20 protein-coding genes and 1 riboswitch are annotated in these 21,640 nt (G+C 38.3%); of the genes, 11 read left to right on the top strand and 9 right to left on the bottom strand.

Annotation, left to right across the window (positions count from 1 at the left end; all coding sequences use genetic code 11):
- The first annotated feature begins 99 nt into the window (after positions 1 to 99).
- The 4 genes from IGJ19_RS07215 to IGJ19_RS07200 all read left to right on the top strand — a co-directional run bounded on the left by IGJ19_RS07215 (position 100) and on the right by IGJ19_RS07200 (position 4,976).
- Positions 100 to 714 (top strand): flavin reductase family protein, encoded by a 615-nt coding sequence (locus IGJ19_RS07215; RefSeq protein WP_272018293.1) that lies wholly within the window; start codon positions 100 to 102, stop codon positions 712 to 714.
- Positions 715 to 876: 162 nt separating this feature from the next.
- Positions 877 to 1,043, top strand: a riboswitch (M-box (ykoK) riboswitch).
- A gap of 319 nt (positions 1,044 to 1,362) precedes the next feature.
- Positions 1,363 to 2,244, top strand: coding sequence for an LCP family protein (locus tag IGJ19_RS07210; RefSeq protein WP_071867417.1), 882 nt, complete (start codon positions 1,363 to 1,365; stop codon positions 2,242 to 2,244).
- Between the two features lie 311 nt (positions 2,245 to 2,555).
- A complete protein-coding gene (locus tag IGJ19_RS07205; protein WP_430604547.1) occupies positions 2,556 to 4,589 on the top strand; it encodes a penicillin-binding transpeptidase domain-containing protein in 2,034 nt (677 codons plus the stop codon).
- A 102-nt stretch (positions 4,590 to 4,691) separates the two neighbouring features.
- Entirely contained in the window at positions 4,692 to 4,976 is a 285-nt protein-coding gene (locus IGJ19_RS07200) for a hypothetical protein (protein WP_086334700.1), read from the top strand.
- Between the two features lie 68 nt (positions 4,977 to 5,044).
- Here IGJ19_RS07200 and IGJ19_RS07195 read toward each other — a convergent pair whose 3' ends face one another.
- From IGJ19_RS07195 to IGJ19_RS07180, 4 genes are all read right to left on the bottom strand, one after another.
- The gene (locus IGJ19_RS07195) at positions 5,045 to 6,196 is read right to left on the bottom strand and encodes a cation:proton antiporter (RefSeq protein WP_010735399.1); all 1,152 of its coding nucleotides are present in this window, start codon (positions 6,194 to 6,196) and stop codon (positions 5,045 to 5,047) included.
- Positions 6,197 to 6,371: 175 nt separating this feature from the next.
- Positions 6,372 to 6,899: a DUF308 domain-containing protein gene (locus IGJ19_RS07190; RefSeq protein WP_074799062.1), complete on the bottom strand. Its 528-nt coding sequence runs from the start codon at positions 6,897 to 6,899 to the stop codon at positions 6,372 to 6,374.
- Between the two features lie 69 nt (positions 6,900 to 6,968).
- Positions 6,969 to 7,319 carry a DUF2200 domain-containing protein gene (locus IGJ19_RS07185; RefSeq protein WP_071867413.1) on the bottom strand — a complete coding sequence of 117 codons (351 nt, stop codon included), beginning with the start codon at positions 7,317 to 7,319 and terminating at the stop codon, positions 6,969 to 6,971.
- Between the two features lie 136 nt (positions 7,320 to 7,455).
- On the bottom strand, positions 7,456 to 8,988 hold the full coding sequence (locus IGJ19_RS07180; protein WP_086334699.1) for a helix-turn-helix domain-containing protein: 1,533 nt from the start codon (positions 8,986 to 8,988) through the stop codon (positions 7,456 to 7,458).
- Between the two features lie 129 nt (positions 8,989 to 9,117).
- Between IGJ19_RS07180 and IGJ19_RS07175 the strand changes: the two genes are divergently transcribed.
- Complete coding sequence (locus tag IGJ19_RS07175; protein ID WP_430604546.1) at positions 9,118 to 10,524, top strand: LPXTG cell wall anchor domain-containing protein; 1,407 nt, start codon at positions 9,118 to 9,120, stop codon at positions 10,522 to 10,524.
- Between the two features lie 72 nt (positions 10,525 to 10,596).
- On the opposite strand, the gene bsh is transcribed toward IGJ19_RS07175, so the two are convergent.
- The 5 genes from bsh to IGJ19_RS07150 form a co-directional block, all read right to left on the bottom strand.
- Complete coding sequence (gene bsh, locus IGJ19_RS07170; RefSeq protein ID WP_071867091.1) at positions 10,597 to 11,571, bottom strand: choloylglycine hydrolase; 975 nt, start codon at positions 11,569 to 11,571, stop codon at positions 10,597 to 10,599.
- A gap of 116 nt (positions 11,572 to 11,687) precedes the next feature.
- Positions 11,688 to 12,128: a MarR family winged helix-turn-helix transcriptional regulator gene (locus IGJ19_RS07165; protein ID WP_071867090.1), complete on the bottom strand. Its 441-nt coding sequence runs from the start codon at positions 12,126 to 12,128 to the stop codon at positions 11,688 to 11,690.
- 55 nt (positions 12,129 to 12,183) lie between these two features.
- Complete coding sequence (locus IGJ19_RS07160) at positions 12,184 to 12,594, bottom strand: organic hydroperoxide resistance protein (protein ID WP_010735406.1); 411 nt, start codon at positions 12,592 to 12,594, stop codon at positions 12,184 to 12,186.
- Positions 12,595 to 12,756: 162 nt separating this feature from the next.
- Positions 12,757 to 13,605: a YitT family protein gene (locus IGJ19_RS07155; protein WP_023519705.1), complete on the bottom strand. Its 849-nt coding sequence runs from the start codon at positions 13,603 to 13,605 to the stop codon at positions 12,757 to 12,759.
- A gap of 232 nt (positions 13,606 to 13,837) precedes the next feature.
- Positions 13,838 to 14,197 carry a PaaI family thioesterase gene (locus tag IGJ19_RS07150; RefSeq protein WP_430604545.1) on the bottom strand — a complete coding sequence of 120 codons (360 nt, stop codon included), beginning with the start codon at positions 14,195 to 14,197 and terminating at the stop codon, positions 13,838 to 13,840.
- Positions 14,198 to 14,318: 121 nt separating this feature from the next.
- Between IGJ19_RS07150 and menB the strand changes: the two genes are divergently transcribed.
- From menB to menC, 6 genes are read left to right on the top strand one after another with little or no spacing between them, the layout of a single operon-like run.
- Positions 14,319 to 15,134: a 1,4-dihydroxy-2-naphthoyl-CoA synthase gene (gene menB / locus IGJ19_RS07145; protein WP_019723922.1), complete on the top strand. Its 816-nt coding sequence runs from the start codon at positions 14,319 to 14,321 to the stop codon at positions 15,132 to 15,134.
- Positions 15,109 to 16,593, top strand: a complete 1,485-nt coding sequence (gene menE, locus IGJ19_RS07140) for an o-succinylbenzoate--CoA ligase (RefSeq protein WP_430604544.1) — start codon at positions 15,109 to 15,111, stop codon at positions 16,591 to 16,593. The genes menB and menE overlap by 26 nt, the downstream gene beginning before the upstream one ends.
- Positions 16,574 to 17,932, top strand: coding sequence for an isochorismate synthase (locus IGJ19_RS07135; RefSeq protein WP_430604543.1), 1,359 nt, complete (start codon positions 16,574 to 16,576; stop codon positions 17,930 to 17,932). The genes menE and IGJ19_RS07135 overlap by 20 nt, the downstream gene beginning before the upstream one ends.
- On the top strand, positions 17,929 to 19,641 hold the full coding sequence (gene menD / locus IGJ19_RS07130; RefSeq protein WP_430604542.1) for a 2-succinyl-5-enolpyruvyl-6-hydroxy-3-cyclohexene-1-carboxylic-acid synthase: 1,713 nt from the start codon (positions 17,929 to 17,931) through the stop codon (positions 19,639 to 19,641). The genes IGJ19_RS07135 and menD overlap by 4 nt, the downstream gene beginning before the upstream one ends.
- Positions 19,641 to 20,477 carry a 2-succinyl-6-hydroxy-2,4-cyclohexadiene-1-carboxylate synthase gene (menH, locus tag IGJ19_RS07125; RefSeq protein WP_430604541.1) on the top strand — a complete coding sequence of 279 codons (837 nt, stop codon included), beginning with the start codon at positions 19,641 to 19,643 and terminating at the stop codon, positions 20,475 to 20,477. Before menD ends, menH begins: the two co-directional genes overlap by 1 nt.
- Positions 20,468 to 21,580, top strand: coding sequence for an o-succinylbenzoate synthase (gene menC, locus IGJ19_RS07120; RefSeq protein WP_430604562.1), 1,113 nt, complete (start codon positions 20,468 to 20,470; stop codon positions 21,578 to 21,580). Before menH ends, menC begins: the two co-directional genes overlap by 10 nt.
- Positions 21,581 to 21,640: the final 60 nt, after the last annotated feature.

Here is a 21,640-nt window from a genome sequence, read left to right as displayed (position 1 = left end):
AAAGATAGTAGTAAGAACGTTTAGTTGACAATGCTTTAGATTGTTCGATACCATGATTATCATCAGAAATGGTCATTCAACCAGAAAGTAGGAAAAGAAATGTTCAAACGAGTACCTTCAGACTTAACAGAAAGAGAAAATTATAAACTATTGATCGGTTCAGTTATCCCCCGTCCGGTGGCAGTGGTTGCAACAAGATCTTCACAAGGAGTGACCAATGTAGCACCATTTAGTTACTTCAATATTGTTAGTTCAAATCCACCGATTCTTTCTTTAGCTATCCAAAGAAAAAATGGGGAGTGGAAAGATACGGCAAAACATCTTATCGATACAAAAGAAGCAGTGATCCATGTTCTAGACGAAAGAATTCTGGTAGATGCTAATCAGACAGCTGCTAGCTTATCGAGCGAAGAAAGTGAATTGACGTTGACTTCTTTCACTACTTCCGAATCAGATACTATCAGCGTCCCAAGGATCAATGAAGCAAGTATTGCCTTTGAAACGACACTATACCAACACGTGCCGATCAAAAAAAAACAAGAAACGACCGCTGATTTATTTTTACTGCAAATTTCTACTTATCAAATAAGTGAAGCTGTTTATGATGAACAAACAGGCTATATTGATCCGAAACAGTTACAACCAATCAGCCGCTTAGCAGGAAACGACTACGGCAAGTTAGGTGAGATCATTCGCTTGTTACGTCCGGAATAAATGTACGTCGATAACGCAGTTTTTTCTAACGTAAAAATGATTTATGGATCAAATGATATCCTCATATTTATTAAATAAAGTTTAATTTAGTTATTTTATTCTTTATTTTATTGATTATCGATGCGAAGAGGAATATGATAAATTTTGTGAAAATCAAATAAGTACTAACCTTGTTAGGTGAGGCTCCTATACAAACATAGGCTATTGCCCAGAAACGTCGAAAGACGCCAATGGGTCAAACAGGAATTGTCGGATTAAGGCTTTTTCCAATAGCTAAGAATACGTTCTTTACGTTGTATAGTGCTAAAACTCGGACGATGAGATGATGCTAGGTCAGAAATCTTGTTCGAAAAGGTTTCTGACCTTTTCTTATGCTTTCTTTCCCTTTTTTGCTCGCCTTGCCTAACTTGTGTCTGGAGAAGAAAGGGGATGCGCTGGAACAAGCTATTTGATTTTATCAACAGAGGTATTCATATCACTACAAAGAATGCTGCACGAAATAAACCAGATAGACAAACAAAAAAGGTCGACGAGTTGCAGCTCAATCGACCTAAAGACATGAAAGAGAATAAACTCTTTACTTGACTCATCATAATAGACAAAGCTACTCGTTTCAAGTAGAAGAGTTTGAAAGGAAGGGTCAACTGAATGAAACCATTTCAAAAAATCGTATTAAGTATCTTGTTAGTACTTGCAATGGTCATTGGCTTTTTTTCTTTTGAATTTATTCAAGGGTTCTCATCAGTGAAACAATCTGCAACAGTTGAGAAAGTCAATGCACAAGATGTCCCATCGATCATCAATGTGGCATTGATCGGTTCTGATGCACGATCAAAAGAAGAAAATGGCCGTTCAGATTCTTTGATGGTCGCCCAATATGATCAAAAGACCAAACAAGCCAAATTGATTTCTATCATGAGAGATTCTTACGTCTCTATTCCTGGTTATGGAATGAATAAGATCAACGCTGCCTATTCTTATGGTGGTATCGACTTATTGAACCAAACCTTACAAGAAAATTTCAAGTTGGAGACCCCTTATTATGCAAGTATTACGTTTCAAGATTTTATTGATTGTATCGATGAATTATTTCCAGATGGCGTAACGATCGATGCAGAAAAAGATTTAGATTTAGATGGGGTAGCTATCAAAAAAGGAAAGCAAACGATGGACGGAAATACCTTGCTACAATATGCTCGTTTTCGTGAAGATGAAGAAGGTGATTTTGGACGTATCCGTAGACAACAACAAGTTGTTGAAGCGGTAGCCAGTCAATTGAAAGATGTCACATCGATCATCAAATTACCTAAGGCGATTGGTAAACTTTTAGGTAGTATCCAAACAAATCTACCGGAAAGTGTTCTGTTAGATTGTGGGTTAGATTTCCTAAATGACGAGAAGAAAATCGATACACTATCCGTGCCCGTTGATAAAAGTTGGGACTTCAATGATAATACACCAGCTGGTAGTGTCTTGGAAATCGACTTAACTAAAAATCAACAAGCGATACACGAGTTTTTAGATAAATAACTAAATGACTATATTGATAGAGATCGAGGCATAAGTGTTTAGCCTCAATAAATAAGGCACCATCCACGAAAATTGTTCCTCAAATTTTTATGGATGGTGCCTTATTTCCTATGAAGTTACATCTGTCCCCACCGTTTATTCGATTTTTGCAAATGCGAGAGGGCAAATGTCACACTCACTATTTTTGATTAAAATAAAGTTAATATAAGAACAGTACTGATTAAGAATCATTTGGGCTGCTATTCTATTTCCCCTTCCATGTGTTAGAATATCTTTGATTCGTACTTTTAATAAAGAGAGGTATTCAAAACATGAAGAGGAGTGACAGACAAAAGAAAAAATCGACTGGCATCTATACTGGAGCGGGAATCGTCGTCTTGCTTGCAGCAGCTGGTGGTGGCTTCTTTTATTATCAACACGTTCAGGAACAACAAGCAGTAAAAGCTGGAAAACAAACGATTGAAGGATTTATTGACTCCCTGAATCAGGAAAATTATGAAGAAGCGGTAAAATCACTTCAAGTAGAAAACGGTAGTGATCTTACTGAACAAGATATTTTAGAGAAATATCAAAATATTTATGGTGCAGCAGAAATCAGAGGGATCAAACTCTCAAACTTATCCGTGACGAAAAAAGAGAATGATACGTATGAATTTACGTATAAAGCTAAAATGAATACAACGCTAGGTGAATTGAAAGACTTAGCATACGAAGGAACTTTGTCGCAAGAAGGAGATCAAACCAAAATCAATTGGCAACCAAATTTGATTTTTCCGCAAATGGAAGGGCAAGATAAAGTCAGCTTAAGCACAGACATAGCGGCTCGCGGTGAAATCTTGGACCGCAATAAACAGCCCTTAGCCACGACCGGAAAATTAAAACAATTAGGTGTCGTACCTGCAAAATTAGGTGAGGGTGAGGAAAAAACAACAAATATCAAAGCAATCGCTGAAGCCTTCGATTTGACTGAAGCTAGTATTGAACAGGCGATTTCTCAAGGTTGGGTCCAACCGGATTACTTTGTTCCTTTAAAAATCATTGAAGGAGAAACACCAGAACTTCCAAGTGGAGCAACGATCCAAGAAGTTGACGGTCGTTATTATCCACTAGGGGAAGCCGCTGCCCAATTGATTGGCTACGTAGGAGATATCACCGCAGAAGACATTGAGAAAAATCCTGAGTTGAGTAGCACAGGAAAAATCGGGCGTTCAGGCTTAGAAATGGCTTACGACAAAGAATTAAGAGGTACGAACGGCGGGAAATTAAGTGTCACAGATGAAGAAGGAAATGAAAAAGCGGTCTTGCTCCAACATGAAGTAAAAAATGGACAGGATATCCAGTTGACGATCGATGCTAATGCGCAAAAAACGGCATTCGATAGCTTAGATGGAAAACCAGGTTCTACTTTGGCGACAGCCCCTAAAACTGGAGATTTGTTGGCCCTTGTCAGTTCACCTAGTTACGACCCAAATAAGATGACGAACGGTATTTCCCAAGATGATTACAAAGCATATGAAGAAGACCCCAATCGTCCATTTATCAGTCGTTTTGCGACAGGTTATGCGCCGGGTTCAACATTTAAAATGATCACCGCAGCCATCGGCTTAGATAATGGGACATTGAATCCAGATGAAATATTAACGATCAATGGATTGAAGTGGCAAAAAGATAGCTCTTGGGGTTCTTACCAAGTGACACGTGTCAGTGATGTACCACAAGTGAACTTGAAAAATGCTTTAGTTTATTCTGATAATATCTATATGGCACAAGAAACATTGAAAATGGGGGAAGAAGCCTTTAGAAAAGGACTGAATCAATTCATTTTCGGTGAAGAGCTAGATTTACCGATCCAAATGGATCCTGCGCAAATCTCAAATGAAGACTCATTCAATTCGGAGATTCTGTTGGCAGATACTGGCTATGGTCAGGGACAATTGTTGATCAACCCGATCCAACAAGCTGCGATGTATAGTGTTTTTGCAAATAATGGCAGTTTAGTTTATCCACGATTAGTCATGGATCAGGAAACAAAAGATAAGAAAAATGTGATTAGTGAATCGAGTGTTCAAACGATTTTGCCAGATCTAATCGATGTCGTCCAAGACCCTAATGGAACTGCACACTCTTTAGCTGCTCTAGGCATTCCGCTTGCCGCAAAAACAGGAACAGCTGAAATCAAAGAAAAGCAGGATGAAAAAGGACAAGAAAACAGTTTCCTGTATGCAATCAATCCTGAAACAAATGGCTACTTAGTGATCAGCATGTTAGAAAACAGAGAAGAAGGCGATTCTGCTACTAATCGAGCGCCTGCTTTATTGCAGTATTTGAATCAAACTTACCAATAAATACAGAGTTTGAAATCGGATACAAAATAATTAGTTTTTTCTCTCTTGCAGTGATACACTAGTCTATAGAAACGAGTGTAAATAACAAGAGGAGGAGATAAGATGACTGATGTTCCAAAAGCAGTAAAAGCGGAAATGGCTGCAAGCATGTTGAAGATTAAATTTGATAATGGGGAAACGAGATATTTAAAATCACATTTAGCAAAAGAACATGCAGAAGCTTTTTCGATGAAAAATGGCAAAAGAAAGAATAGTTTATTGGCTTCACAAACAACCTGGGTAGGATCGACTATTGAAATTCAACCAGATGGCACTCTTGTTCTGAATGAAAATGATTATTACTCGCCAGAAGAGTTATGGAACGAGAGCAAAGAGCATATTATTTGATCAAAAATAGAGCCTTTCTATTAGATTCGAGAAATCTAATAGAAAGGCTCTATTTATCTGAGAACGAATCACCCATGATACACTTTTCTAGTAAAGTATTTAAGAATCAATGGAGAGATCAAGGTACTTAATAAGATCACGATCACAAGTGGAGAATAATATTTTGCTTCAATCAATTGGCTTTGTTGTCCAATTTGCAAGATGATCAACGCCATTTCACCACGTGAGATCATACCAGCTCCTACCATAAAGGCACTATTCGTTGAAAAGCCGGCTACTTTTGCACCTAGATAACCACCACCAAGTTTAGTCAAGACTGCAACAGTTGTTAGGATCAAGATAAAAATCAATTGTTCTCCAAAGTTAGAGAAATCGACTTCTAGTCCAACACTGACAAAAAAGACTGGGATAAATACGGCATAACCTAATGCCTCGACATTATGATACACTTCTTCTTTGACCGATGTTTGACTTACCGCGATCCCTGCAAAAAATGCACCAATGACTGAACTTAGTCCAATCAAATCAGCAATGTAGGACATACCTAGACATAAAACCAAGGAAACAATGATAATCGCAGAGTTAGCATAGATTTTTCCAGCTAGTGACATCAAAAATGGGGCAATCCATTTGACTAATAAAAATATAAAAATAAAGTAAATCACTTGCTCCAATAAAAGAAGCGGTAAAGGGAGGCTGCTGCCAGATTCTCCCGTCAAAAATGATAAGCTGAAACTTAGCACCAACACGACAAGAATGTCATCAACTACTGAAGCGCCTAAGATAGTCGAACCTTCTTTTGTATTGACTACATGAAGTTCTTTCAATACCTCAACAGAGATACTTACAGAAGTTGCTGCGAGGATGATTCCAAAGAAGATAGCTTCATTCCTAGTCACTTGGAAAATTTCACCTGTCAACCAACCAAATAATACGGGGAGTATGATCCCTAATAAAGCAACGAACATTCCTGGACGAAAGTATTTTTTCAAAAGAGAAAGATCGCTTTCCAGTCCAGCTAAAAACATCAATAAAATGACACCAATTTCTGAAAAATCGTGGACGAGAATATTAGGATGCACCCATCCCAGGCCGGCACCACCAAGCAAGACGCCAACGAGTAGTTGACCGATCACCGCAGGTACACCAAACCTCCTTGAAAGGTGAGAGCCAATGGTTGTCGCTAGCAAGATCAAACAGAGAATACCTATAAATTCCATTCTTTTCATCCTTCCTTTCTCAAAAAAGAATTTATTTTATTCGTGTCAAATGACCTCCTAAACAGGATAACATAAATAACGTTATTTATGTAGTATCGTCCATTGTGTGGATTTATGAAAACGTACAACAAAAAAGGCCAGGCAATTAAGCCCAACCTCGAATTTAAATAACTAATCAATTAACATACATATTTCTTACTTTAAAGTAGTTGATGATTTCAGAAATCCCCATAAAGATCAAGATACCGCCAAAGATTTGGAAAAGCACCATTAAGCTTTGGAATGGATTAAATAGTAAAATCAATCCGCCAATCAGCAAAATCACGCTGTATAATGACCATCCTTTTGATTTTGTATTCAAACTGATGAACAATTGAAATGCGCCATTTGCTAAAATCATCAAGCCTAAAAGAATTGGCAAGATCGAAACGATTGCTGAAGCAAATAAGAACACGATCAGTCCGAAAATCAGAAAAGCAATTGCACTGAAAAGTCCAAATCCCCAAACACCTGTTTTTTGCTTGTTTTTATAGGCTTCAAATAAATTGATCAGTCCTAATAAAACAAAATAAGCTGTGATAAGATAGCCGACAAAATTAAATACGGCAGTTGGGTTGATGACTATGGCGATACCAGCAATGATATAAATAGCTGCTCGTAAAATAGCATGTCTTTGAAAATTACTTCGAATAAGTTCATACATTATTATAACCTCCTTTTTTTTATTTTAACGGTTATTGATGTATAAACCAACTAATAACTAGTAATCCCATTATTTTCTAAGGATTTTTTCCATTTTCTTTCCTTTGGCTAACTCATCGATCAACTTATCCAAATAACGAATTTCTTGCATCAATGGCTCTTCAATATTTTCTACTCTAACACCACAAATGACGCCAGTGATCAATTTTCGGTCAGGATTCAATCTCGGTGCCTCAGCAAAGAAAGTTTTGAAGTCCTTTTCCAGTTTGATCTGTTCTTCTAATTTAGTTTGTTCATAGCCGGTCAACCAATAAATGATTTGGTTAACTTCCTCTTTTGTACGATTTTTTCGTTCTGCTTTTTTTAGATAAAGAGGATAGACAGAAGAAAAAGGCATAGTAAAAATTCGATGTTCAGTCATAAAGAAGCTCCTTTTTTCATTATTATATAATGAACTGTTCAAAAAGAATAGCTATAGTGTCAAGTCTCATGAAAGTTCAGTGAACAAGGGGATAGATAGTAAGAATGCTACATGATACTAATTGTATCTGTGAAGATCAATCAAAATCAGCGTAGTCACGTTCTTGTTTGATCTCAAAAATAAAGGTAGCTAACTGAGCAATCATCTTTTTCCAATCATCTGGACGAACGATGCCGTTTAACAAATAAATCTTTTTGATACTCTCAGGTAGCTGGTTTAGCGGGCAATCACTAATGACGATATCGCATTGTTCCATATAGTAACGTTGGATGACGATTGCCTCTTTTGAAAAAATTTGTTCGATTTTAACAATTAAATCTTTACTGATATAAAAGTCTTTCGTATGATTCACACCGATGATGATCGGTGGTTGCTTTTTGAAACGGTCGTAGAAATGGAGTAATTCTTCGATTACCCATGAAATATTTTCTTTTTCTAGAAAATCTGGTAAGTAATGCCAATTTTCTTGCCGGAAATTCTCATAAAATTCAGCTACGACTGTTTTTAAGTGTTCATAGTTTTTCTGATCTTTATAAAGTAAGAAAGTCGGTAAAGGCGTATTTGGCTGTTCGCTATCCAAAAAGGTATTGTGAAGTTTATTGATCGTAAAGGACAGTGCATATAACTTTTTTTGTTTTTCAGGTAGCTCTAAAGCGAAACGCTGACTGAATGCTTCAACTAATTTCTTGGAATAAATCAAATAAGGAAAATCGATCGCTAACAGTCTTTGATAGTGCGTCAAACTTTGCTCTTCACTATCCAATTGAGAAATCGTTAGGCGTGCTAATAAATTGAGTATGATTCTTTGTTCCCGACAAATCGGTAAATCAGGATTTAAAATATCCACATCAGGTTCAATCAAAAGATCAATATACTTAAACTGACTTAATTCTTTTTGAACATTTTCTAAAGAAGTCATAGGAAAATTGTCCTGGCAAAGTTTTAAGAGAAGATACAACTTATCCAAGACGCCACCATTCATCCCATCCAATAACTCTTTCTTGAAGAAGACATGGAGTGTGTAATCGATTTTTTTTGGCTCTTCCTTGTGATAGGGAAGGGACGTATTAGCAAAAATAGTCCAATAAACATCTAGAAAACAATATTGGATTTGAACTTCACTACCAGTGATTATTTTTTTTCCTTTACTTGAAAACTTGAAGGAGATTCCATATAAAGCTAAAAATTGGTTGATTGCTTTCATTTTAGAATAGAGATATGAAGGACTGTAATTTGTCATTTGGCTGATCGTGACCATTGAGTTGACTTTTTGTCGAAGTAAGGCAGCGATGATTTGAAAATTAGTTGATTCAAAACAATATTTACCAAATAATTCATAATAACACTTCGCAACGTCAGCATCGTTCAAAGAAATTTTGACAAACTTTTTGTTTTTCACTACTTCAAGATTATTTATGCCCAAAGCATGGAAGTCCTGTTCGATTTCATGAAGATATAAAAGAAAATTTGAATCAGACATCTTAAAATGGTCCGCTAGATAGTGCGTGGTGATAAAGAACTGATGCTCTGTTAAAAAAAGAAAAATCTCAAGCTTTGTTACATTTTTCTTCTTTAATAAAAACTTTTTGATTGCTTCTTGTGTTTGCATTGAAATTCCTCCGGTTGAAAATTTTACTGAAAATTTCTTTATTTTCAACAAAAAAACAGTAAATCTTCCGTATCAATCTATATTATCTTATGTTTAACATGATAATGATATTAAATAGGAGGAATTCTCATGAAATATTTAAGTCTTCTCTTTGCTTCAGTTTTACTGAGTAGTGTTTCTGTACCAGTCGAAGCTGCACAGACAGATGAACAACCTAGCAATGATGTTGCTCAACTAGCTTCTCATTCCGTCTGGGCAAATGTGAATCAAATCAAATTTTTAGAAGAACATGTTTCAGCAAACTCTGGTATTATGAGACTTAAACTAGGAGAGACGATCACGGTGAAGGCACTGGTGACTTATTCAGGGGATATCCAACCGATTTTACAGTCTGTTGTCCGATTTGAAAACGTTGATCCAGCCTTGAAGATCGAACACGATCCAGCTTCACTTGTATTCCACAACAAACTAGCAACTTTTACGTTTAATATTACACTGACACAACCAATCAATAGACCTGCTTTGTTTACCGTAAAAGTAGCAGATGGTCAACCTGAGGACAGTCATCATTTGACACCATATAGTCAACGTCAAACCGTTGAACAAAAAGCTGGAGGAACAGGGGGCGTGACTGAGCCAGATCCTAATCCAGATCCTAATCCAGATCCTAATCCAAATCCTAATCCAGATCCTAATCCAGATCCTAATCCAGATCCTAATCCAGATCCTAATCCAGATCCTAATCCTAAACCGGATAATCCAGATGAAAACCCAGACGAGACACCGGATAATCCAGATGAAAATCCAGATGTGACACCGGACAATCCGGACGAGAACCCAGATGTGACGCCAGATAATCCGGATGAAAATCCCAATGTGACACCGGATAATCCAGATGAAAATCCAGATGAGACACCGGATAATCCGGATGAAAATCCCGATGTGACGCCAGATAATCCGGATGGAAATCCTGATGTGACACCAGATAATCCGGACGAGAACCCAGTTGTGACGCCAGATAATCCGGATGAAAATCCCGATGTGACGCCAGATAATCCGGATGGAAATCCCGATGTGACACCGGATAATCCAGATGAGAATCCAGATGCAAAACCGGATAAACCAGAGGGGAACAATGGAAACTATGAAGGAGATAACGAGGAAGATGGAAATGGTGGACATGGTGGTGAAGAAGTGATTAAACCACAAATCCACCCTGAAGGCAGCAATCCAACGATCACAATACCTGAGCAAGTAAAACCATTGTCTCAAATTCGAAAACAATCAATTCCATCTGTTGGTACGACAGATGTACTGGTAAATAAAAAATCGTCTGAAAATGCGAAAGAAATTCTACCAATGACAAAAATAGCTCACTCTTCAAATCAAGCAGCTAATGATAAAAATTCTTCAACAGCAACAGAGGAAGCAACGAAGCAATTACCTAAAACGGGCGAGCACAATCGCTTCTTTACATGGATGTTTGGTCTGCTGATCACAGGAATGAGTATGGTTACTTTTAGAAAAATCAACTAATGATTGTAATAGGTAAAAAACGCCTTGAAACGGAATGTTTCAAGGCATTTTTGCGTAGAAAATGATTAATAATCAGTTAACATAGTGGACTTGTTCTTCTTCAATCAATGGATAGGTAAGTAATTCTGTACTATCTAAATCTTCTTTCGTCATATCGACTGCATTAATTTGGCTATTTGTGTAAGTCGTGTAGTAATAGATTCCTTTATCCACATTGCAACAAGAAGAATAGATCGTATACTCAAATTGACCATTCCCAACGTCACATAGTCCTTTTTGTTGTTCGACCGATTTTAGGATATGGAAGAATTGACTAACGCTTTCCTGTTCAGTCGTTGCTTTGACAGAATTTAATTTTGTAAATGCAACTTTGACAAAACGAGAAGCAGATGATAAATCTCCAGGTAAACCTAATCCGCCCATACCGCGAGAATAGACCGATAAATCAAGTTCATCGGAGAAATGATTTTTAAGGGTAGTCGGTGAGACTGACCGATAGTTGTTCAAATTAAATAATTGATAGTCAAAGGTTGGATTATTTGTTAGTACACCGATTGGATTATCATAAATTTTTAATCCTTCGGCAACTGATTCAATAACAATCGATGTTTTTTGATCTGCTAATATCCAATGAAGAGGAGATAACGGTAGTTCTTCACTGAAATTGATGTTGACTAAATTGATATCCGCTAATAACGTACGAGCTTCTTCCACGTTTTTACATTGACTCAATATCCAAGGAATAAATTCAAATGGTGTGATATTGGTCTTTTCGGCATCTTCGTCAAAAAAATGGGCATTTCCAGGGAAATTCAAACCAGCCATACTCAAACCTTTTTCATTTGTTGCATCATAATAGAGGGGGTAGTTATCTACAACTGCTGCCATACCGATGATCGCATAGTGAGACTCTTGTTTTGGTGCTTTCCGATAAACAAAAGGAAAATTTCTTGGAGTGATCGTCACCTGTTCATTATAAGAAATCTCTAAATCCAAATTCCGTCCAAAATAATGATCGTTTGTTGTGTAAGTAATAGATGTACACATTATAATAACCTCCTTTGTTTAATTCTATATTAAGACGATAAAGGAAAAATTACTAATAAAATGATTCTCTTTTCTTATAAACTGGTCAATCAAGCGAAAAAAACTCGGTAATGTGATTACCGAGCGTGTTGTTCTTTATTAAAATTTTTAAGCATTTTTTTAGTCAAGTAAAGTAGCATAGATAATTCTTCTTCATCTAAAGGTAAAAAATCAAGGATCTTTTCTGGAATGTCTTTTGCTTGTTCTTGCAACAAAAGTCCTTGTTCAGTTAGAGATAGGATAGATACTCGTTCATCTGAATCATCTCTTTTACGAGTGATATACTGCTTACTAGTTAATTTCTTTATTACGGGAGTCAAAGTTCCTGAATCCAAACACAAGATCTTTCCTAATTCCTTCATGGTGATTTGTTTTCTCTCCCATAAAACAAGTAAAACAAGATACTGCGTATAAGTAAGATCCAGTGGCTTCAACAAGGGCGTATAGTAACGAGTAATTTCTTTAGAGGTGGCATATAAAGGAAAGCATAATTGATTTTTTAGTAATAACTCCTCCAAATAGACCACCTCCTAATGTGCTACTTTATAGCATACTTGTTTTTTCTAAAAAAATCTAGTTCTCTACGGCTGTCAAAGTAACTTCAATATTGCCAGCTGTTGCTTTTGAATAAGGACAAACTTTATGTGCAGCTTCTAGTAATTCTTGTGTTTCTTCGATTGATAAACCTTCAACTGAACCTTCGATCTCAACGCCTAACACAAAACTCATTTCACTTTCTGCATATAGAGACACTTGAGCGCTGATTGTTGATGCACCGTCAATATTTTTTTGTGTTTTGATCAAGTCTAATGCGCTATTGAAACATGCACTAAAGCCAGCGGCAAACAATTGTTCCGGATTTGTTGCATCTTCTACACGTTTACCTGGAGCTGCAATGTTAAGCTCGAATGAGTGATCTGGACTGTGTACTTCCCCAGAACGTCCGCCAGTATTGATCATTTTTGTTGAATACATTTTTTTCATTAAAAATCACTCCTCTTTTTATATTTGATACAATTAGATTGTACACAATTTAATTAGGTAGAGCAACTAACTTGCTTTGAAAAAAAGTCTACTCTTGTTTTTTATTCATAAACCAAGAGTAGACTTTTTTATAGGAATAGGCCGTTCATTTTAATTGTGACATCATTCGATTGGATGGTACGTAAATCCGCTACCCATGACTTCTGCTACACTATTGACGATGACAAAAGCATTCGGATCGATTTCTTCAATTATCGGTTTGACTTTAGAAAATTCTTGGTCAGTTACAACCATCAACAACACTTCTTTTGATAGATTACTATAACCGCCTCTAGCTTCTAGGATCGTGAACCCACGTCCAATCTCCTGACTTAAACGTGTATGGATTTCTAAAAGATGATTCTCGCTTAGAACCATGATCGATTTTTGACGATTTGTTCCTGTTTCAATGTAATTCATCACGATGGATGTAATTACGATCGACAGAATCGCATAGAGAAATTCATCAAATCCAAAAACAAATAAGGTTAAGGAAACAACGACAGCATCGGTCATCAAAAGTCCAATGGAAGTACTTAAATTGAAGTATTTTTTGAAGATAAGGGGAGGAATCGTGGTACCGCCACTAGATGAATTATTTTTGTATAAGATAGCTACACCCAAAGCAAAGATCGCACTACCGAAAATGACTGATAAGAGACGATCAGGCGTGATCATATACTCTGGGACGATCTCAATGATCGCTGGGAAGACTAAACTACCAAATAATACTTTAAAGAAAGGTTTCTTGCCTAAAAAAATCAAGGCCAAGATCAACATGATGATATTCAAAACTAGTATAACTGTTGCTCGGTTCAAACCTAAAGCTGACTCAAGTAAAATACCAAGTCCACTTACACCACCAGCTGCAATATGATGCGGACCTAAAAACATGTTGATACTGATAGCTAAAATAGTTAAAGCAAATACTATTTTAATGTATGTCCAAATTATATTTCTACCGTGTTTCATTTATCCACTTCCTACTATACATTTATTTCCAACTATTCTCATTATACATTAATTTTGTATAAAAGTTAACAAAGTTGAAAAAGAAAGTTAGATAAACCTAAATTTATAAAGAATAGTTAAAAGATATAATAGGTCGAAATGGTGAATACCATTATATAAAAAAATATGAAATGGAACAAAGAATGAGATTTTTAGAGCTGGCTCAATCTTTTTTTTATCTTCCTTATAAGAGTTAATTGACCAGCAAAGTGCATTGGCCAGTGGCGATTTTCAAATCATTATCTAAATAAACCGTTGCCTGCCAAAAGTGAATAGTTTTCCCGACTTTCTCAGGATGTGCGACCACTTTCAAGGTACCTGTAGAGGCTTTATTTAAATGTTGGACTTGCAGATCGATACCTACAGCAAAGTTGGGGGCTTGTAAATATTCGTTAGCCCCAATGCTACAAGCCGTTTCGATCAATACAGCATTGATTCCTCCATGCAAATAGCCATAAGGTTGATGATGCTTTTCTTCAATTGCTAAAGTCAATTGGACTTCTTTTGAACTGACGGATAATATTCCGATTCCAAGATATTGTAATAGATCCATAGGTATGCTCCAATCTTGTTTTTTTTAGTATAACAGAAATTCTAAATTTATTTTAAGATACTCAAACGTTTTCTTTTTTCTTGTGTATAATAAATCTAATGAATTTTAGGAGGAGATAGAAATGAGAGAATGGAAAACAATCAAGGAATACGATGAGATCCTATTTGAACAATATGGGAAGATTGCTAAGATAACAATCAATCGCCCAGAGGTCCATAATGCTTTTACACCAAAAACAGTCTTTGAGATGATTGAAGCTTTTACAATCAGTCGTGATCGTCAAGATATCGGTGTTATCATTTTGACAGGAGCTGGTGACAAAGCATTCTGTTCAGGTGGTGATCAGAAAGTTCGAGGAAATGGTGGGTATGTTGGTGAAGACCAAATTCCGCGTCTGAATGTACTGGATTTGCAACGGTTGATCCGAGTGATTCCTAAACCAGTGATCGCGATGGTCAAAGGTTGGTCGATCGGTGGGGGCAATGTCTTACAACTTGTGTGTGATATCACAATCGCAGCGGAAAATGCGAAATTTGGTCAAACAGGGCCTAACGTTGGTAGTTTCGATGGTGGATATGGCTCGGGTTATTTGGCTAGGGTCGTTGGACATAAAAAAGCGAAAGAAGTTTGGTTCATGACAAAGCAATATAGTGCCGAAGAAGCATTGGCAATGAATTGGATCAATACGGTCGTACCGATCGAACAAGTAGAAGACGTGACGGTTGAATGGGCAGAAGAGATGTTGAAGAAAAGCCCGCTAGCTCTACGAATGATCAAAGCGGCAATGAACGCAGATACGGATGGCTTAGCAGGTATCCAACAATTGGCCGGAGATGCGACGCTTCTATATTACACGATGGATGAAGCACAAGAAGGGCGCGACGCATTTAAAGAAAAAAGAGAACCTGATTTTGACCAATTTCCTAAGTTCCCTTAAACTTCAACCTAATAGCTGGTTGCAAAAACAAACAATGCTTCATCCAGATGCACCAGCCTGTCAGTGGAACGACCAATGTTTGTCTTTTCGCGAGTTGGCATCGCACGTTCAGAGTTTTGCAGAGTATTATCATCGACTATTACCCAAAGCGAGTAAACGAGTTGCCTTGTATTGTGAAAATGATCTAGATGGCTATTTATCGATCTTAGCATTATGGGAATTAGGAAAAGAGATCCAGTTTGTCAACACACGCTTGACGACGAAAGAGATCAGTGAACAAATGGTAGATGCAGGGACATCTATTCTTATTTCTGCCAAAAAATTGGCGGTCAACGATCAAATCACTTGGTATTCATTTCCCGATCCTGCGGAATTACGCGCGGTACAGCCGCAGGATTGGTTTGATGAGGGGTATCAAGAAGAGGCAATCGCATCAATCATGTATACTTCTGGAACGACAGGTAAACCGAAAGGCGTACCGCAAACATTCGCCAATCACTATGCGAGTAGCCAAGCGACTGCGCTAAGTTTAGAAGTAGATCGTTCAGATAGCTGGATCTGCTGTGTGCCACTCTATCACATTAGTGGCTTATCTATTTTATTACGCTCACTTGCTTTAGGCATCCAAGTGATTCTGTTGCAGGGATTCTCTCCTCAACAAGTCCATCAACTTTTAGCAAATGGAAGTGGCAACTATATTTCTTTGGTCAGCAAAATGTTGAAAGACCTTGAACCATTGATCCCAGAAAGTGGTTATGCTCCCTCATTCAAAAAAGTATTATTAGGGGGAGGGCCGGGAGAAGGACGAGTCATGCAAGCATGTATGGAAAAACAGGTGCCTGTGATGCTTTCTTATGGCATGACAGAAACTTGTTCACAGATCGTCGCCCTTTCTCCGGAGTCATTCGAAGCCAAAAACGGTTCTTCTGGTAAAGCTTTGTCTGGGGTATCGATCCGTATCCAAAAAGATACGAAGTCAGACCAAATGGGAGAGATTTTAGTCAAGGGACCATCGATCATCAACCATTACTTGAATCGCGTCAACCCGCATTCTTGGACAGAGGATGGCTGGTTCCACACTGGCGATTGGGGGTATCTTGATGAAGAGGATTATCTTTATATTGTCAGTCGCATGAGTGAACGTATTATTTCGGGGGGAGAGAATATTTTCCCAGTTGAAATCGAGCGTGTACTTATAGCTTGTAATAAAATTGCAGAGGTCGCTGTCGTAGGGGCTTGGGATGTAACATGGGGGCAAACACCTGTTGCTTATGTGCGATTAGATGAACCCCTTACTGATAGAGAAATCACTGAGCTACTAGCGCCATTAGCACGTTACAAGCATCCAACTAAAATCTACTGTGTCTCTGAAATTCCAAAAACTGCGACTGGAAAACCAATCAAACGTCTTTTAATGACAGAAGAAAGAGTGAATTACATTGAATATCAAATTAGATAGCTCAATCGATGATCAGCTTTTGGGAAATCATCTTTATTTTACTTATAGCTACGAGCTTGGTGAACAAACGGTAAAAAAACTCTTACCTCTTGTCCCATCTAAAGGAGATCGCTTTTATTGGTGTCCTCCTGATGAGGATTGTGAGCTATTAGGAATAGGAGAAAATTTATTTGATAGGGAATATGATGACATGCCCAGCGCTATCAAAGAATTTTCTCTCGAGTTTTCTAAAAGTTTTTTAAACGTATCGAGACAGAAAGATGGACCTTTGCTTTTTGGAGGTTTTCCATTTGATCCAAACAACCTAAAAGAAAAAATTTGGAGTAAGCTTGAATCTGGCTTTTTCATTTTACCAAGTATTCTTTTCAAACGAGTAGGTTCAAAGACTCAAGTTATTCTGACAATCAGAAAAGAAGCTACAACAATCAGAAGTCTTTTAAAAGGTTTTTCGTATTTAGATAGTCTTGTGAGTGAATTGTTAAAAGGCAAAGAACAAGAACAATCTGCAAATATCTTTGTGTCGTCAGAAGAGCTGGCAGTTCCAGCTTTTCTATGCAATGTAGAGGATGCGAGGAAAGAAATCGTACTCGAAGCAACTTCGCTTAAAAAGGTCGTCTTAGCGAGACAAATGGCAATACACGGATCATTCCAGTCGACAACTCAAATTCTTCAGCGTTTAGCTGAACAACAACCACAAACTTATCTATTTCTTTTAGCCTCCGATCAACATGCTTTCATTGGTGCTACACCAGAACGATTGGTCCAAGGAACGAAAAGCCAATTTATGACTGCAGGGATTGCTGGGTCTGCACCTAGAGGATCGACTGTGCAGGAAGATGATGAAATAGGCAAAGAACTTTTAAAAGACTTTAAAAATACGCAAGAACACGGAATTGTTGCTCAACGATTAGAGAATCAATTAGCGAATATTGTCGCTGGCGATGTCGCTGTCTCTTCCCGCCGTTTATTGAAAAACCGCGATATTCAGCATTTAGCGATGACTTTCTCTGGAGAACGTAAGCAGGGAGTCTCATTGATCGATGCAGTAAAATTGATCCATCCTTCTCCTGCTTTAGGTGGTGAACCGAAAGAACTGGCGTTGCAATGGATCAAAGATCATGAACCTTTCGGTAGAGGGTTATACGGGGCACCAATCGGGTGGTTGGACCCGATCGAGGATGTCGGTGAGTTTGCTGTAGGCATCCGATCAGGCATCTTGACTGAAACCGAAGGAATATTATATGCAGGTTGTGGCATTGTTGCGGATTCTGACCCCGAGGCAGAGCGCCAAGAAACATTGCTAAAATTCCAACCAATGCTTAGAGGAGTGAAGGGATGACTAAACAACAAGAAATGACTGCGTATTTATTGGCTTTCATCAAGGGAATGAAAGAAGGCGGGCTTAAAAATGTCGTCATCAGTCCTGGTTCACGATCGACCCCACTTGCCTTGTTACTTCATAGAGATCCGGAAATCAAAACAACGGTGATTGTAGACGAGCGATCTGCGGCATTTTGTGCATTAGGTATGGCGAAAGCATTAAAGCAACCAGTTGGAGTTCTTTGTACGTCGGGAACTGCCGCAGCGAACTTCTTTCCAGCAGTTTGTGAAGCAAAAGCAACAAACATTCCTTTGCTAGTGCTTACAGCAGACCGTCCACCAGAAGCACGTGGCGTTGGGTCGCCACAAACGATGGACCAACAAAAGTTATTTGGTTCGCATATCAAAAAGTTTATCGAATTAGCACTTCCTGAATCCACTCCGGAAATGATACGGTATAGCTACTGGCATGGCGCCAATTGTGCCTATGAAGCAATGCGTGTACCGGCAGGGCCAATTCAGATCAACTTGCCTTTTAGAGAGCCTTTATTGCCTGATTTAACTTTTTCTCTTGATGGATCTTTTCATCCCAAAAAACTGGTTACTCAAATTGTGTCGAAGCAAATGCCAGAGCTTGTTCCTTGGTTATCAAAAAAAGGGATGATGATCGTCGGTAAAGAATTGACACCTGATGAGGCAAAAGCGTTACTTACTTTAGCAACATCTTTACAATGGCCAATCATTGGTGATCCCTTGGCAAATCTAGGTGCTTGTCAACAAATGAGCGATGGATATCTTCCGCATGCAGATTTGATTTTTTCTGGACCGGTTCCTGAAACTCCTGAAGTCATTTGGCAATTTGGTAATCTTCCTGTAGCTAAAAATGTGATGCTTTATTTAAAAAAACATCACGAAGCTATTTCTGACTATGTCTTGATCGATGAGGAAGAATGGCGTGATCCATTGCATTTAGGAACAAGTTTTATCAAAATCGGTGTACTTGATTTCTGTAAACTAGTATCGGAAACTTTGGATGCACTACCTAATTCGCCAACCTCTGACGAATGGTTGGCGCAATGGAAAAGAGCTTATAAAAAAGCGAGAGAAGTCATCACTAAAGAATTGTCTATCGATGAATGGAGCGAAAGCAATGCTAGTTGCCAGTTATTGCAAGCGATAAAATCAGAGGAAGCTTTATTTTTGGCAAATAGTAACGCGATCCGCTTTGTTGATCGTTTTTCTTCGCCTACTGGAGAATCATTTCCAATCTACGGAAATCGAGGGGTCAACGGGATCGACGGGTTGATTTCTACAGCAGCAGGAATCGCTTTGGTAAGGAACAAGCGGATGTTTGTCTTGATCGGCGATCTTGCGCTGTTTCATGACATGAACGCGTTGGCGCTAATTCGACGTTATCATTTACCTGTTACTTTAGTCGTATTGAACAACAATGGTGGGGGAATCTTTTCTTTTCTTCCTCAGAACCAGCTCCCAGAAACTGATTTTGAACCATTGTTTGGTACACCACTTGATTTAGAATTAGAGAAAGTAGCAGATTTATATAATGGTCATTATATACAACCAACTTCAAGTAAAGAGTTTGAGCAAGCGATTGAAAAAAGCCGGAATCAAAGGGATTGGACATTGATTGAAATCAGAGGGCAACAACTAGAACCTGTCCAGTTATGGGAACAGATGAAGCGTCGTTATCAGGAGGAAATAGGCTGATGCCAGTTAAGACTATTCGAGGTGCTACTTACCATTACCGTTGGTTACAGCATACTGATCCAAAGCAACCAACGGTTGTTTGTTTGCATGGCTTTACCGGTAGTACACAAACATTCATGTTTGAGAATCCTCAGTTTAATTACTTAGCCATTGATTTGATCGGTCATGGAAAAACAGCGGTTTACCTTCATCCTTATCGTTACCAACTTACGTCATTAGTAGCTGATTTGGCGAGTTTTGTCTCATTATTAGAAATTTCCTCTTTTTATGTATTAGGCTACTCGATGGGTGCACGAGTGGCACTTGCTTGGGCAATCGAACAACCACAAGGAATCAAAGGGCTCATTTTAGAAGGTGGAACTGCCGGGATTGCGGATGAACAGCAACGAAACAGTCGTAAAAAAGCTGATCGAAAACTTTCTTTACGTTTAATGAGAGAGCCTCTGATTGATTTTGTTGATGATTGGGAGAAGTTACCACTATTTGCTTCACAACAGGCGTTACCCTTGGAACAAAAAAGCAGAGTAAGAAACGAGCGACTTGCTCAAAATAAGCTAGGTTTAGCATTAAGTCTTTACTATATGGGAACTGGCGCGCAAAAAAATTATTGGCCAGATTTAGCGAGTATCGAATGCCCACTATTGTATCTTGTTGGTCAAAAGGATGAGAAGTTTCAAAAGATCGGTAAACAAATGACAGATGTTAAAGAGATTTTTTGTTGCCAGGTCCTTGCGGATTGCGGGCACTGTTGTCACATCGAGCAACCTAGGCTATTTGAAACAACTGTTACTACTTGGATCAATGAAATGGAAAGGGAGTGGACACCATCAAAATAGTCAACATCCAACAGTACTGTTTGCGACTACCCTTAGTGACACCTTTTAGAACGAGCTATGGTCGATTGGAAACAAAAGCTTTTGATTTGTTGATCGTGGAAGACGAGTTAGGGAATCAAGGCATAGGCGAGCTGGTCGCTTTTGAACGAGCAGATTACATTGAAGAAACGATTGATATGAGTCGATCGGTATTACAAAAAGAGCTGATTCCTTGTTTATTCGAACTTGACTTCTCGCATCCCTCAGAAATTTGGTCAGCTTTCAAGCATACGCAAGGGAATTTTATGGCAAAATCAGCAGTTGAAACAGCTGTTTGGGATCTTTATGCTCGTCGAATAGGACGCCCATTACAAAAGTTGTTTTCTGCCGAACGATCAGCGATTCCCGTAGGTGTCAGTATTGGTGTCCATGACAACCCGATAGATTTACTTGCGACTGCAAAAACTTATGTTGATCAAGGGTACCAACGAATCAAGTTGAAAATCACTCCTGGCAATGACTTAGTGCCACTGCAAGCGTTGCGTGAGCAATATCCAGAGATCCAATTGATGGCAGATGCAAATTCTGCTTATACGATCAACGATCTGCCGTTATTCAAGAAAATGGACGCCTTGAAGCTTGCGATGATCGAACAACCTTTTCACCCTCGTGACTATGTTGACCATGCCATACTTCAAAAGGAAATCAAAACAGCTGTTTGTCTTGATGAGAATATACGAACACTGGAAGACGTAAAAACAGCTCATGCATTGGGAAGTTGTCGGGCAATCAATTTAAAGATTCCCAGAGTGGGAGGGATCACTGAGGCTTTAAGGATCGTTGATTTTTGTCAGGAAAATGACTTGCTCGTTTGGTTAGGTGGCATGTTTGAATCCGGAGTCGGTCGAGCGATGAATCTGCATTTTGCAAGTCAAGATTGCTTTACTTTTCCAGGAGACTTGTCTGCTTTTGATCGCTATTTCCATGATGATATCGTCGAACCAAAAGCTAGAATCACAAATGGACTTTTGATGATTCCTGGTCAATCAGGGATTGGTGTCACATGGCAAGAAAAGCAGTTGTTGAAGTATGCGTACGATAAAAAAACATATAGTATTAAATAGTATTTAAGAAGATGAATCACGCGTGTTTTGTAAACAGTGTGTCATTCATCTTTTTTTTTG

Source organism: Enterococcus sp. DIV1368b (assembly GCF_050529595.1).
In the GTDB taxonomy this organism is placed as follows: Bacteria; Bacillota; Bacilli; order Lactobacillales; family Enterococcaceae; genus Enterococcus_B; species Enterococcus_B mundtii.
This window is presented reverse-complemented; position numbering and strand designations above follow the sequence as displayed.

Coding starts and splice junctions, on each gene's coding strand:
- IGJ19_RS07160 (WP_010735406.1), bottom strand. CDS start 12,594: ATGAAAAAAATGTATTCAACAAAAATGATCAATACTGGCGGACGTTCT.
- IGJ19_RS07150 (WP_430604545.1), bottom strand. CDS start 14,197: ATGGATCTATTACAATATCTTGGAATCGGAATATTATCCGTCAGTTCA.
- menH (WP_430604541.1), top strand. CDS start 19,641: ATGCCAGTTAAGACTATTCGAGGTGCTACTTACCATTACCGTTGGTTA.
- IGJ19_RS07155 (WP_023519705.1), bottom strand. CDS start 13,605: ATGAAACACGGTAGAAATATAATTTGGACATACATTAAAATAGTATTT.
- IGJ19_RS07195 (WP_010735399.1), bottom strand. CDS start 6,196: ATGGAATTTATAGGTATTCTCTGTTTGATCTTGCTAGCGACAACCATT.
- menB (WP_019723922.1), top strand. CDS start 14,319: ATGAGAGAATGGAAAACAATCAAGGAATACGATGAGATCCTATTTGAA.
- IGJ19_RS07205 (WP_430604547.1), top strand. CDS start 2,556: ATGAAGAGGAGTGACAGACAAAAGAAAAAATCGACTGGCATCTATACT.
- IGJ19_RS07210 (WP_071867417.1), top strand. CDS start 1,363: ATGAAACCATTTCAAAAAATCGTATTAAGTATCTTGTTAGTACTTGCA.
- bsh (WP_071867091.1), bottom strand. CDS start 11,571: ATGTGTACATCTATTACTTACACAACAAACGATCATTATTTTGGACGG.
- IGJ19_RS07185 (WP_071867413.1), bottom strand. CDS start 7,319: ATGACTGAACATCGAATTTTTACTATGCCTTTTTCTTCTGTCTATCCT.
- IGJ19_RS07190 (WP_074799062.1), bottom strand. CDS start 6,899: ATGTATGAACTTATTCGAAGTAATTTTCAAAGACATGCTATTTTACGA.
- IGJ19_RS07180 (WP_086334699.1), bottom strand. CDS start 8,988: ATGCAAACACAAGAAGCAATCAAAAAGTTTTTATTAAAGAAGAAAAAT.
- menD (WP_430604542.1), top strand. CDS start 17,929: ATGACTAAACAACAAGAAATGACTGCGTATTTATTGGCTTTCATCAAG.
- IGJ19_RS07215 (WP_272018293.1), top strand. CDS start 100: ATGTTCAAACGAGTACCTTCAGACTTAACAGAAAGAGAAAATTATAAA.
- IGJ19_RS07200 (WP_086334700.1), top strand. CDS start 4,692: ATGACTGATGTTCCAAAAGCAGTAAAAGCGGAAATGGCTGCAAGCATG.
- IGJ19_RS07175 (WP_430604546.1), top strand. CDS start 9,118: ATGAAATATTTAAGTCTTCTCTTTGCTTCAGTTTTACTGAGTAGTGTT.